Source organism: Pseudomonas sp. BF-B-15 (genome assembly GCF_019946675.1).
Classification (GTDB): domain Bacteria; phylum Pseudomonadota; class Gammaproteobacteria; order Pseudomonadales; family Pseudomonadaceae; genus Aquipseudomonas; species Aquipseudomonas migulae.
In genome coordinates this window covers 14,471-27,916 of sequence record NZ_JAGYFZ010000080.1, presented here as the reverse complement: position 1 = coordinate 27,916, position 13,446 = coordinate 14,471, and the positions used below count along the sequence as shown (strand labels likewise).

At 62.1% G+C, this 13,446-nt stretch carries 9 protein-coding genes; 2 read left to right on the top strand and 7 right to left on the bottom strand.

Features of this window, described 5'->3' with window-relative positions:
- The first annotated feature begins 77 nt into the window (after nt 1-77).
- On the top strand, nt 78-1,520 hold the full coding sequence (locus KGA97_RS22075; RefSeq protein WP_008040011.1) for a mechanosensitive ion channel domain-containing protein: 1,443 nt from the start codon (nt 78-80) through the stop codon (nt 1,518-1,520).
- Between the two features lie 136 nt (nt 1,521-1,656).
- Here KGA97_RS22075 and KGA97_RS22070 read toward each other — a convergent pair whose 3' ends face one another.
- The 3 genes from KGA97_RS22070 to KGA97_RS22060 form a co-directional block, all read right to left on the bottom strand.
- Nucleotides 1,657-4,086, bottom strand: coding sequence for a TonB-dependent receptor (locus KGA97_RS22070; protein WP_223481496.1), 2,430 nt, complete (start codon nt 4,084-4,086; stop codon nt 1,657-1,659).
- Nucleotides 4,087-4,187: 101 nt separating this feature from the next.
- The gene (locus KGA97_RS22065) at nt 4,188-5,147 is read right to left on the bottom strand and encodes a FecR domain-containing protein (RefSeq protein ID WP_008040015.1); all 960 of its coding nucleotides are present in this window, start codon (nt 5,145-5,147) and stop codon (nt 4,188-4,190) included.
- Complete coding sequence (locus tag KGA97_RS22060) at nt 5,147-5,653, bottom strand: sigma-70 family RNA polymerase sigma factor (protein WP_008040017.1); 507 nt, start codon at nt 5,651-5,653, stop codon at nt 5,147-5,149. Before KGA97_RS22060 ends, KGA97_RS22065 begins: the two co-directional genes overlap by 1 nt.
- 304 nt (nt 5,654-5,957) lie before the next feature.
- Here KGA97_RS22060 and KGA97_RS22055 point away from each other — a divergent pair, with 304 nt between their 5' ends.
- A complete protein-coding gene (locus tag KGA97_RS22055; RefSeq protein ID WP_223435355.1) occupies nt 5,958-6,398 on the top strand; it encodes a carboxymuconolactone decarboxylase family protein in 441 nt (146 codons plus the stop codon).
- On the opposite strand, the gene KGA97_RS22050 is transcribed toward KGA97_RS22055, so the two are convergent.
- From KGA97_RS22050 to KGA97_RS22030, 4 genes are all read right to left on the bottom strand, one after another.
- Nucleotides 6,399-7,991 carry a DHA2 family efflux MFS transporter permease subunit gene (locus KGA97_RS22050; protein WP_223481495.1) on the bottom strand — a complete coding sequence of 531 codons (1,593 nt, stop codon included), beginning with the start codon at nt 7,989-7,991 and terminating at the stop codon, nt 6,399-6,401. It lies immediately after the preceding gene.
- Complete coding sequence (locus tag KGA97_RS22045) at nt 7,988-9,109, bottom strand: HlyD family secretion protein (RefSeq protein WP_223481494.1); 1,122 nt, start codon at nt 9,107-9,109, stop codon at nt 7,988-7,990. The genes KGA97_RS22050 and KGA97_RS22045 overlap by 4 nt, the downstream gene beginning before the upstream one ends.
- Nucleotides 9,110-10,052: 943 nt before the next feature.
- Entirely contained in the window at nt 10,053-12,107 is a 2,055-nt protein-coding gene (paaZ, locus tag KGA97_RS22035) for a phenylacetic acid degradation bifunctional protein PaaZ (protein WP_207286228.1), read from the bottom strand.
- A 58-nt stretch (nt 12,108-12,165) separates the two neighbouring features.
- Nucleotides 12,166-13,419, bottom strand: coding sequence for an OprD family porin (locus tag KGA97_RS22030; protein ID WP_223481493.1), 1,254 nt, complete (start codon nt 13,417-13,419; stop codon nt 12,166-12,168).
- Between the last annotated feature and the right edge of the window lie 27 nt (nt 13,420-13,446).

Below are 13,446 nucleotides of genomic sequence, written 5' to 3'. Positions count from 1 at the left end.
CTACAGTGTTTTGTGTTGTTCCAACGACTGCGTTTGCTCCTACACTGTGCCCATCCGTACATGGCTGGAGTTGCTTGATGCTGTCACTGCTTACCAATCACCCGCTGGTCTGTGCCCTGATCCTGATCATCATCGATCTGGGGCTGTGGCGCTTGATCAGTGCCAGTGGCAGCAACTGGAAACTGTTGGTGCGGCTGCTGATTTTCACGTTGTTCAGCATCCTGTTGTTCAACGAAGGCCTGAACCCTCTGGAGCCCGCGCCCTGGGCGGACAACGTGCCGTTGCACCTGGCGGCGACCGGCTTGCAGATTGGCTGGTGGCTGTTCGGCGCGCGCACCCTGACGGTGTTGATCGGCGCAGGGATGATGCAACGGGTCGGGCACACCGGTCGATTGCTCCAGGATTTGCTGGGCGCGGTGATTTTCCTGATCGCGATCATCGCGGCCCTGGCGTACGTGCTCGACCTGCCGGTCAAAGGCGTGCTGGCGACGTCCGGCGCGTTGGCGATCATCGTCGGCCTGGCGTTGCAAAGCACCCTCAGCGACGTGTTCTCGGGGATCGTCCTCAACACCACCAAACCCTATCAACTGGATGACTGGATCTCTATCGACGGCACCGAAGGTCGGGTCACCGACATCGATTGGCGTGCCACGCGCCTGCAAACGTCCCAGGGCAGCATGGCGGTGATCCCCAACTCGCTGGCGGCCAAGGCCAAGATCATCAACTTCAGCCGGCCGAGCGACATTTTCGGCGTGTCGATCAGCTTGCAGTTGAGCCCGCACGCCCGTCCGCAAACGGTGATCGATGCGCTGGAGCGGGCGATGGAGGGGTGCCGATACCTGCTGGCCAAGCCAGCGCCGTGTGTCGCGCTTAAAGGTTCGAGCGCCACCGGCGTGGAATACGAAATCAGCGGCTTCGTGGTCTCGATGGACCAGAAGCGCATGGTGCGCAATCTGCTGTTCGATCTGGCGTTCCGGCACTTGCAAGCGTCGGGCGTGAGCCTGTTGTCCAGCGTCGAATCGAATGCACCGATGAACCTGTCGCGGCCACGGGCGTTGCTGGAAAGCTCGGCGATCTTCTCGACTTTGCGTCAGGAAGAAAAAGAAACCTTCAGCCAGCACATGACCCTGCAAAACTTCCGCGCCGGGGAAATGATCCTGCCGGCGGGGGAGGTCAGCGATCATCTGTTTATCATCGAATCCGGCGTGGTCTCGGTGGCGCTGAGCCGCGCCGGGGGCAAGTTCGAGTCCGGGCGCATGGGGCCGGGCGAGGTGATCGGCGAGGGCGGGATCCTGTCGGACACGGCGCTGCCGGCGGACTTCAGCGCCAAGACCGCCTGCAGCCTGTACCGGATCGAAAAGGACTACCTCAAACCGTGCCTGGATGCGCGGCATGACATCGGCGAAGCGATGAAGGCGTTGCTGGATTTTCGTTTGCACAAGGCTCAGACGTTGACCCAGGAAACGCCGAAGGTGGTGGAGAAGAAGGGGTTTTTGCAGTGGTTGCGCAGTAGGGCTTAGCGGTTGGTGTTGGATGGCCGCTTCGCGGTTCGCGGGCAAGCCTCGCTCCTACAGGTACGACTCAATCCCCTGTAGGAGCGAGCGGTGCGGCGACCCGACTTGCCCGCGAAGGCAATATTGGCCTCACCACAAACAATCAGAAATCCAGCGTCGCCGACACCTTCAGCGTCCGCGGCGTACCCTGCGTCAGGTACCCGCCATTCGCCGAGGCCCAATACGCCTTGTTCGCCACGTTCTCCAGATTGGCGCGCAAGGTGATGTACTTCTCGTCCATCTTGAAGGCATACCGCGACCCCACATCAAAGCGGTTCCACGCCGGAATGCTCTGGGTGTTGGCGGCATTCAGGTATTGCCCGCCGGTGCGCAGCATCCGCGCACTGAGCGCCGCGCCTTCGATCCCCGGCACGTCCCAATCCGCCCCGACGTTGAGTTGAAAACGCGGTACGCCGACGGCGCGGTTGCCGTCGTTGACCCCGTTGGTGCTGCCTTCGATTTCGGTTTTCATCAACGTCGCACCGCTCAGCAGGCGCAGGCCATCAAGCGGCTCGCCATAGACGTTCAACTCCACGCCTTTGTTTTGCTGCTCGCCATCGACCCGGAAGATCCCGTCCTGTGTGTAGCTCGACGGTTGTTCGATGCGGTACACGCCGAGGCTCGCGCCATAGGTGTCCATGTCCAGGCGCACGCCGGCTTCGATTTGCTTGCTGCGCACCGGGGCGAAGGTCTCGTCGCGGTTGATCGCGCTGGTCGGCGGCGTCGGGCCCTTGGCCAGGCCTTCGATGCGGTTGGCGTAGAACGAAACGTGTTCCCACGGCTTGATCACCAGGCCATAGACCGGCGTGCTGATCGACTCTTCATAACTTGAAGTGCGCGCGCCGGTGGTGGTGTTCCAGCCGTCGACGTTGAGTGTCTGGCGCCGTACGCCGAGGGTGAGCAAGACGCGATCATCGATGAAACCCAGGGTGTCGGACACCGCCGCGCTGCGCAGGGTGTTCTTGCCGACGATGCGCGGGTCGTGAATGTCGCTGGCAAACGATGTGGGGCTTGGGCGCGGTTTGTCCGTGACGTCGTAGAGGTTGGTGCTGTAGCGCGTGGCGGTTCCTATGGTTTCGAACGCCGAGCGTTGCTGGCCCCAGATACCCGCGAGGCCCAGGTTCAATTGGTGACTGATCGGCCCGGTGTTCAAGTGGCCGTTGAGGCCGGTCATCAGGCTTTTGTTGTCCTCGTCGTGAGGCGAGTAGAGCATGCCGCCCCGGGCATTGCCGTTGAGGTCGGTGACGGTCAGCGACGAATACACGCCGTTCTCCCGCGTGTGTTTGGCGCCGCCGGACACATAGGCGGTCCAGTTGTCACTGAGGTCATACTCGGCGCGGGCCATGCCGAAGGTGTCTTCCAGTTGCGAGTAGCTCCAGCTCTGTGCGTAACCGGCGTTGGCATCCGGTACCTTGGGCGCTTTGCTCAAGGTCGAATCGACATAGATCACCGAGCGGCCCTGATTGATCACCTGTTTCTGATAGCCCAGGTCCGTCGACACCCGCAGGCGATCACCTCGGTAGTCCAGGCCGACGCTGATCAGCGACGAGCGACGGTCTTCGTCATCGACGGCGGTGGCGCCTTCGCGTTGCAGTAGATTGACCCGCGCGCCGAATCGGTTGTCTTCACCAAAGCGCTGGCCCAGGTCCAGATGCCCGCCCACTCGGCCATCGTCACTGTAATCGAGGGTGACGCTGCGGGTCGGCACATCGTTGGCGCGTTTGGGTTGCAGGTTGACGCCACCGCCAATCCCGCTGCCGCTGGGCGTAACACCATTCACAAAAGCATTCGGTCCCTTGAACAACTCGACCCGTTCCAGCGCTTCGGTGGCGATGATCTGCCGGGGCAGGATGCCGTAAAGACCGTTATAGGAAATGTCATCGGACAGCAGCGGCAAACCGCGGATCACGAACACCTGGGAGAAGTTGCCAAAGCCGGCGGACTGCCGCACCGAAGCGTCGTTGAGCAACACATCGCCCACAGTCTGCGCTTGCTGGTCGGCGATGGTTTTGGCGGTGTAGCTGGTGACGCTGAAGGGCAGGTCTTTCAAGGCCTGGTTACCGAGCATGCCGATCTGCGCAACCTTGGCGACCTGACCGCCACCGTAGGTGTCCGCGTTGTCGTCGCGCAGGGCGCTGACGCTGGTGGCGCCCAACTCCAGTGCACCGTTGGCAGAGACTCGCGGCGCCACGGTGTAACCGTTTCCGCCCGTGCTGATCAACTCGAAACCGCTGCCCTCAAGCAATTGCGCGAAGCCTGATTGCACGCTGTAGTTGCCTTGCAATCCCGGACTCTGGCGATTGCCCAGTTGCGCCGGATCGAACGACAACGGCACGCCGACCGCCACGGCGAATTGCGCCAGGGTATGGCTGAGCAAGCCCGGCCCGATGTCGACGTTGCGGCTGGCACTTTCGCTGACGGTGTCAGCGGCATGGCTGTTGATCGGCAGTAACGCGGTAAAGGCCAGGGCAATGCTCAGGCTCAGGGCCTTGAGCGGGAAATCGGCGGGGCGGTGCAGCGGTGTCGAAGTCATTCGGCGTTCCTGTCGAGCGCGTGGAATTGAAGAGGTCTATCCACACACCGAACGAAACGCGGAAAGGTATCAGGGGACTGTGAAATAGTTTTTCAGCGCACTCAGGCCCGCGGCTCGACCGACAGCCAGTAGCGGGTCAGGCTGCTGATTTTCAGCGGCAGCGTATCGCTGAGCAGACGCAGGCTGGCATCGGTGTCACGCAGGGAAAACGCCCCCGACACCCGCAACCCCGCGACATCCGCATGACAACGCAACACGCCGGGGCGATAGCGGCTCAATTCGCCGAGCAATTCGTCCAGGCGCATATTGCTCGCCAGCAACATGCCCTTGTCCCAGGCCAGGGCGCTGGTGTCGAAAGGTTCGAGTGGGTCGAGGCGATTGAGCTTGAAGCTCTGGCGCTCACCGGCCTTGAGGGTCGTGCTCTGCTGGAGCAACTGCGGCGTGACTTCCACCAGCCCTTCGAGCACCGACACCTGGCTTCGCGAGCCAGTGATGCGCACGCAAAACCGCGTACCTAGCGCACGTGCGATGCCTTGCGGGGTTTCGACGATAAAGGGCCGGGCGCCGGGGTCCTTGGCGGTGCTGATCAACACTTCGCCATCCAGCAGTACCACTCGGCGTTCGCGCGGGGTAAAGGCAATGTCCACCGCACTTTCGGTGTTGAGCAGCACCTGACTGCCATCGGGCAGTTGCAGGTTTTTCTGTTCGCCCACTGCCGTGCGCTGATCGGCGGTCCATTGTTGCCAGGACACGTGTTGCGAGGCGATGCCCAAGGGGCCGGCCATCAGCAGCAAGCCAATACGCGTGAGGGTCTGGCGGCGGCTCAGACCATCCTTGCGTGCCGCTCGCTGCAGGGTCTGGATGGCCAGGTTGGCCGGCACGCTGCGAAATTCTCCGAGCAGCGCTTCGGCCCGTTGCCAGGCCAGCGCATGCTCGGCACTGCGATTGCGCCATTGGGCAATGGCGTGATGGTCGGACGGCGTCGCGCTGCCTGAATGCAACTGCACCAGCCAGTCGGCAGCTTCGCCGAGAATGAGCGGGTTGATCATCGACGAATTCATCAGGCGACACTCAGGCAGGCAATGAACGCGGTGCGCATGTGCCGTTTGACGGTGATCAGCGACACATTCAGGCGTGCGGCGATCTGGTTGTAGGTCAGCCCTTCGATCTGTGACAGCAGAAAGGTTTCTCGAGTGATGGCCGGCAATTCGCGCAGCAGCGCTTCGATGCGCATCAGGGTTTCGAGAATCAGCAGGCGGGTTTCCGGTGACGGCACCTCCGCGGCCGGCAGGTGGGCAATGGTCTCCAGATAGGCGCGTTCGATGTCCTGTCGACGCCAGCGATCAATCACCAGGCCCTTGGCGATGTGCGTCAGCAGTGCCCGGGGCTCGCTGCCCCAGGGCTTGACGACTTGCCGGGTCAGCAAACGCAGGAACGTATCGTGGGCCAGGTCCGCCGCGTCGCAGCGATTGCCGAGTTTTCGCTGCAGCCATCCCTGCAGCCAACCGTGGTGTTCGCTGTAGAGGGTATGGATTTGCTGGTTCAAAGGCTGGTCGGCTGACGACATGGGGGACTGATACTCTTTTCCGGCGTCCTGGCCTGATGCAATTAAGAATTGATCGCATTCTAGTGGCGAGGACCGAGTGCTGGCAATCAGCCCGACAGACTATTTTTTGCCCCCCCTGTAGGAGCCGGCTTGCTGGCGATAGCATCACCTCACTCATCAATTTGCTCCGAGTTGCCCGCATCGCCAGCAAGCCGGCTCCTACAAGGGGGGCGGCGGTCTACTCGACTTCTGAGAAATTGGATATTCCAGCAGCCGGCCTGCGGGACTAACTTAGCTCCACCCCCACTTGCTCCTGGAGCCTGCCATGAAACCTCGTATCGATTTCTACACCGCGTCCCCTGATGCCCTCAAAGCCATGATCGCCCTGGAAACCGCCGTTTCGAAGCTGCCGCTGGAAAAGACCCTGATCGAACTGGTCAAGCTGCGTGCATCGCAAATCAACGGCTGCGCCTTCTGCATCGACATGCACACCGCCGATGCAATCAAGGGCGGCGAAACCCCGCGTCGCCTGTTTGCCGTGACCGCCTGGCGCGAGGCGCCGTTCTTCACCGACCGCGAACGTGCTGCGTTGCTCTGGACCGAGTCCCTGACCCAACTGAGCCTGACCCACGCTCCGGACGAAGATTACGACGTGGTCGCTGCGCAGTTCAGCCCCAAGGAAATGGTCGACCTGACCGTGGCGATTTCCACCATCAACAGCTGGAATCGTTTGGCCGTAGGCTTCCGTAAAACGCCTCAGGCCTGATCAGTGAGCGTCCGCTGACGGCGCGGCCGGTGGTTGCACCTTGCGCATCAAGGGCACCATCGCCGTGGCGATGATGAAGCAGACCATGATCATCAGAAACGCATCGCCGTAGGTTTGTGTCTGCGCTTCGCGGTAGGTCAGCAGCCATAGCTGGTGCAGGCTGGCGGTGACACCCGCGTCACCGCTTTGGCCGAGCGTGGCGAAGTTGTTGCCGACCTGGGAAAGCCATTGATTCAGGGCTTCGTTGGTGCTGTTGAGGTTTTCCGCCAATCGTGTGAAGTGCAGGTTGGTGCGGTCATTGAGGATCGTCGCGCAGGCGGCGATGCCAATGGCTCCGCCCAGGTTGCGCATCAGGTTGAATAGCCCGGAAGCGTGTTTGAGTCGCGCCGGCGCCAGACCGCCGAGGGTCAAGGTGACCGCCGGCGGCACCGCCAGTTGCTGGGCAATTCCGCGCAGCGCTTGCGGCAGCATCAACTCCTTGCCTCCCCAGTCATGGGTGATCGGGCTGAAATCCCACATCGACAAAGCGAACAACCCGAGGCCGGTCATCATGACCCAGCGCAGATCGATGCGGTTGGCCAGAAAGGCGTACAGCGGAATCGCCATGATCTGGAACACCCCGGTGGAGAAAACCGCCAGACCAATGTCCAGCGCGCCATAACCCCGCACCCGGCCAAGAAACAGCGGCGTCAGGTAAATCGTGGCAAACAGGCCGATCCCGGTGACAAACGAGAAGAAGCAGCCGAGGGCGAAGTTGCGGTCTTTGAGGGCGCGCAAATCGACGATCGGGTTGGCCACGTGCAAGGTCCGGCCGATGAACGCCAGGCCTGCCAGGCCGCTGATCCATGCGGTGGTCAGAATCGTGCGGTCACTGAACCAGTTCCAGCGCGGGCCTTCTTCGAGGGTGTATTCCAGGCAGCCGAGAAACAGCGCCAAAAACACCATGCTCAAATAGTCGGCGCCCTTGAGCAGCGACAGTTCCGGCTGATCGATTTTCACCAGCATCGGCACCGCTACCGCAACAAAAATCCCCGGCACCAGATTGATGTAGAACAGCCAGTGCCAGGAGGAAACGTCGGTGATCCAGCCACCAATCACCGGTCCCAGTGTCGGTGCCAAGGACGCCACTGCGCCGATGGTCGCGGCGGCGATCACCCGTTGTTTGCCGGTGAAGAAAAAGAACGCCGTGGTGAACACCAGCGGGATCATCGAGCCGCCAAGAAACCCTTGCAGGGCGCGGAAGGCGATCATGCTCTGAATGTTCCAGGCCGCGCCGCAGAGCAGGCTGGCCAGGGTGAAACCCACCGCGGATGCGCAGAACAGCCAGCGGGTCGAGAACACGCGGGAGAGCCAGCCGGACAGCGGAATCACGATGATCTCGGCGATCAGGTAGCTGGTCTGCACCCACGCCGTTTCGTCAGTGCCCGCCGAAAGTCCGCCACCGATATCGCGCAATGAAGCCGAAACGATCTGGATATCCAGCAGGGCAATGAACATGCCGATGCACATGGTGGCGAAGGCGAACACCTTGGTCGCCGTCGCCATGCTGGCGGCGTTGAACGGCTGCGCGGGGGCGGCGAGGGCGCGGCTCATGGCGCGCTGGCCACGGCAGGCGTTTCAGGCTCCTTGCGTGTGTCGACTTCAGCGGTCACCGACAGGCCGGGACGCAGATGCCCGAGCACGCCGTCGGCGGGATCGAGCACGATCCGCACCGGCACTCGCTGCACGATTTTGGTGAAGTTGCCGGTGGCGTTTTCCGGTGGCAACACGCTGAACTGCGAACCGCTGGCTGGCGCGAGGCTGTCGAGGTGACCGTGGAATACCTGCCCGGAGAGCACGTCGGCGTGAATGATCACTGGTTGGCCCGGTGTCATGTGCGCCAGTTGGTCTTCCTTGAAGTTGGCATCGACCCACAGCCCGCTGGCCGGCACCACCGACAACTGCTGCGAACCGGCTTGCGCATAGGCACCGACCCGCGCCCGGCGATTGCCAATCACGCCATCCATCGGTGCGCGCAACTCGGTGTAGCCGACGTTCAATTGCGCCAGGTCTCGTTCGGCCCGGGCTTGCATCAGCGCGGCACGTGCTTGCTGTTTCTGAGTGTCGATCACGTTCAATTGGCGTTGCGCCGCCAGCAGTTCAGCCTGGGCCCGAGCACTCAGCGCCTGGGCGGTCTTGAAGGTGGCGTCGGCCCGTTGCGCACTTTCCACGGAGACGGCGTTGCTGCCGACCAGGCGTTTGTAGCGTGCATTGTCGTCCCGTGAGCGGGCCGTTTCAGCGCCGGTGGCATCGATCCCGGCACGGGCCTGACCGATCACCGCGTGTTGCAGTTGTTCGGTGGCGTCGAGGTTGGCCAGCAAGGCTTCTTGCGCAGCCACCGCGCCTTCGGCCTTGGCCAGGTTGGCGCGGTAGTCACGGGAGTCGAGGCGGATCAACACATCGCCGGCCTTCACTTTCTGATTGTCGCTGACCAGCACTTCTTCGATGTAACCCGCGACCTTCGGCCCGATCACCGTCACGTCGCCGCCAATGTAGGCGTCGTCGGTTTCTTCGATGAAACGCCCGGCGGTCCACCAATGGGTGGCGTAAAGGCCTGCACATACCAGGGCAGCAATGGCCGGCGTCAGCAGGATCAGGCGCTTGAGCAGGGGAGGCTTGGGCGTGCTCACCGCAACGGCAACGTCGGGTTCAAGGCTGGGCATGCTGGTCATGGAGGATTACCTGTGGGAATCGGCGTTTAATTACGTGCGTAATATGACGTATGTAATATTTGGTCGCAATTAATTTCTGCTGCCGATCGTCAGGTGCTTATTTTCGCCAGTGGCCAGGGGTGATGCCGGTCATATCCCTGAAGAAGGCAATAAACGCACTGTCACTGGCAAAAACCAGTGCGAAGGCGCTGTAACAGGAAATCGCAGAAAGCCCCTTGTAGGAGCCGGCTTGCCGGCGATGGGGCCTTGGGATGTGCATCGATCATGCGGCCGTCATCGCCAGCAAGCCGGCTCCTACAGTGGGGTCGATGTGAACGTTGAAACCGGAGCTCACACAAACCCCTTGTAGGAGCCGGCTTACCGGCGATGGGGCCTTTGGATGTGCATCGATCATGCGGACGCCATCGCCAGCAAGCTGGCTCCTACAGTGGATCGGTGTGAACGTTGAAACTGGCGTTCACGCAAAACCCTTGTAGGAGCCGGCTTGCTGGCGATGAGGCCCTTGGATTTGCATCGATCCTCAGGCCGTCATCGCCGGCAAGCCAGCTCCTACAGTGGATCGGTGTGAACGTTGATACTGGCGTTCACACAAAATCCTTGTAGGAGCCGGCTTGCTGGCGATAGGGCCTTGGGATGTGCATCAATCATGCGAACGACATCGCCGGCAAGCCAGCTCCTACAGTGGATCGGTGTGAACGTTGAAACTGGCGTTCACGCAAAACCCTTGTAGGAGCCGGCTTGCTGGCGATGGGGCCTTTGGATGTGCATCGATCATGCGGACGTCATCGCCGGCAAGCCGGCTCCTACAGTGGATCGGTGTGAACGTTGAAACTGGCGTTCACGCAAAACCCTTGTAGGAGCCGGCTTGCCGGCGATGAGGCCCTTGGATTTGCATCGATCCTCAGGCCGCCATCGCCAGCAAGCCAGCGTCTACAGGCCTGCGTTAATCCTCGCGTTTGACGACCAAGGTGAGGATGTCGTAACTGGCGACCAGTTCACCCAGCTGGTTGGTGACTTCCACGTCCCACGCCACCACGCCCTGCGGAATGCCTTGCGGGCTCTTTTTGCCCTGATCGATTTTGCGTTTGCAGGTCAGGCGCGCCTGGATGGTGTCGCCGATGCCCACCGGGTTGATGAAGCGCAACGTATCCAGGCCGTAGTTGGCCAGCACCGGGCCCGGTGCCGGGGAGACGAACAGACCAGCCGCCGCCGACAGCACGAAGTAACCGTGGGCGATGCGTTTGCCGAATTGCGATTCCTTGGCGGCGATCTCGTCGAAGTGCATGTAGAAGTGATCGCCGGACAGGCAACCGAAGTTCACCAGATCGGCCTCGGTCACGGTGCGACGGTGGGTCAGCAGCGACTCGCCGATCTGCAGGTCCTGGAAGAACCGGCGGAACGGATGTACTTCAGTCTCGATGACCTTGGCGCCGCGCACGTATTCACCGGTGACGGCGGCGAGCATGGTCGGCGAGCCTTGCACGGCGGCGCGTTGCAGGTAGTGTTTTACCGCGCGCAGACCACCGAGCTCTTCACCGCCACCGGCACGACCCGGTCCGCCATGCTTGAGTTGTGGCAGGGGCGAGCCGTGGCCGGTGGATTCGGCGGCGGATTCGCGGTCCAGCACCAGCAAGCGACCGTGCCAGGCTGCCGCGACGGGGATTGCTTTGGCGGCGATCTGCGGATCCTTGGTGATCAGACTCGCCACCAGGCTGCCTTTGCCGCGTGCGGCCAGGGCCAGTGCTTCGTCGAGGTCGTCGTAGGCCATCAGCGTGCTGACCGGGCCGAACGCTTCGATGTCGTGCGCGCCGCCTTCAGCGTGCGGGTCGCGGGCCTGCAACAGGGTTGGCGCGAAGAACGCACCCTGGCTGACGTTTTCGCCACGCGGTTCAAAACCGTCGCGAGCGCCAAACAGCAGGTCGCTGCTTTGCAGCAGGCTTTCCAGACGCTCGGCGACGTCCTTTTGCTGATCGTGAGAGGCCAGTGCACCCATGCGCACGCCTTCCACCGACGGGTCGCCGACCACGACTTTCTTCAGGCGATCGCGCAAACGGGTCGCGACGGCATCGATGTGTTTGGCCGGCACAATCGCCCGGCGGATGGCGGTGCATTTCTGCCCTGCCTTGGTGGTCATTTCCCGTGCGACTTCCTTGATGAACAGCTCGAACTCTTCGTCGTCCGGGGTCACGTCCGGGGCGAGGATCGCGCAGTTCAGCGAGTCGGCTTCGGCGTTGAACGGCACCGAGTTGCGGATCAGGTTCGGATTGACCCGCAACTTCGCGGCAGTGTCGGCCGAACCGGTGAACGTCACCACGTCCTGGCCTTGCAGACGGTCGAGCAAGTCACCGGTGCTGCCGATGATCAGTTGCAGGCTGCCCGCCGGCAGCAAGCCGGATTCGTCCATCAGCCGCACCACGGCTTCGGTCAGGTAGCTGGTGGCGCTGGCCGGTTTGACGATGCACGGCATGCCGGCGAGAAAGCTCGGCGCGAATTTTTCCAGCATGCCCCAGATCGGGAAGTTGAACGCATTGATGTGCACCGCCAGACCACCGCGCGGCACCAGAATGTGCGTGCCGGCGAAGGTGCCGAGTTTGCTCAGCTGCATCGCCGGGCCTTCGTGGACGATGTTGCCTGACGGCAGTTCCCGCGAGCCGAGGCTGGCGTAGGTGAACAGCGTGCTGTTGCCGCCCTCGATATCGATCCAGCTGTCGGCGCGAGTGGCGCCGCTGTGGTGGGAGATCGCGTAGAGCTGTTCCTTGCGTTCGCTCAGGTACAAGGCCAGTGCCTTGAGACGTTGCGCCCGTTGCTGGAAGTCCAGCGCCATCAAGCCGCTGATGCCTTGGCGACGACCGTGCTCGACGGCTTCGGCGAAGTCCGGGCGTTCCTCGTGGGTGCGTGCAATCTCGTGACCGTCGATGGCGCTGCGCAGCACCTGGGCACCGTGTTGGCCGATCCAGCGACCGGCGATGAAACTTTGCAGGGTAGGGGCGTGAGACATCACGATTCCTCCAGGTTGTGAAAGGTGTTGGCGCGGCGGTAACCGCGCCCTTCAGGGATTACCAAAGCGCCACGGTGTAACCGACGATCAGCCGGTTTTCATCGAGGGCGGTGTTCAGGCCATTGCCGGAGCGGAAGGTCACGTTGCGCCAGCGCAGGCTGACGTCCTTGAACACGCCGCTCTGGATGACGTAACTGATGTCGGTGTCGCGCTCGCGCTCACGGCCGTTGTCGACGGTGCCGGCCTTGACGTGGCGACCGTCGGTGTAGCGGGTCATGAAGGTCAGGCCGGGAATGCCTTGCGCCGCGAAGTCGTAGTCGTAACGCAACTGCCAGGAGTCCTCGTCGGCCCGGGTGTAGGTGTTGAAGGTCACCAGGTTGACCACGTACGGATCGCCGCCGTTGAGGAACGGAAAGGCGCTGTCGCCGGACAACTGCTGGTACGTGGCGCTGACCTTGTGGGCACCGTGGGACACAGTGAACATGCTGTTGAAGTTGCGGTTGTCGATGCGCCCGGCGCGTTCGGCGCCGTCGCCCCGGCTGTCGAAATAGCGCAAGTCGCTGCGCAGATTGAAACCGTTGCCCAGCGGCTGGGTATGCACCAACCCGACAAATTGCTGGCGATAAATCTGATCGAGCTTGCCGTAGTAGTAGCTCAGGTTCAGTTGCGGACTGAACGCGTAGCTGCCGCCGGCAAAGTCGAAGTGATCACTGCTGGCGGCGGCGTAACCGATGTCATCGTTGCTGGAGGAATCCCGCAGGTTGGCCTTGGTCAGGCGCCCGGTATTCAGCGTCAGGCCACTGATTTCCTGGCTGGTCAGCAAACCGCCCTCAAAGGTCGAACCGAGCAGGCGGGTGTCGTTGTAAGTCGCCACGGGCAGCAGGGGTTGCAGGGTGCCGAGCTTCAACACGCTTTTCGATACCCGCAGCTTGCCGGTCAGCCCCAGCTCGCTGAACTCGTCCGCCGGCTCATGGCTTTTCGGACCGAAAGGCAGCAGCCCGGTGCCACGGCGATCCGGGCTGGAGTCGAGTTTCAATCCCAGCTCCCCCAACGCATCGAGACCGAAGCCTAAAGTGCCGTCGGTGAACCCGGACTCGATGCGTGCAGTGAAACCCTGCGCCCATTCTTCAGCCTTGGATTGCGCCGCGTTGTCCTGACGGAAATCGCGATTGATGTAGTGGTTGCGCATTTCAATGCGGGCCTTGCTGTCGTTGATGAAGTCAGCCATGGCGCTGGGGGCGACCATGGGCAGGCTCAATGCGGCGGCCAGCGAAAACAGTGATTCGTAGGGTGCAGAACGTGCGGGCTTCATTGTTTTTATTCCCTGCCATCAGTCGGT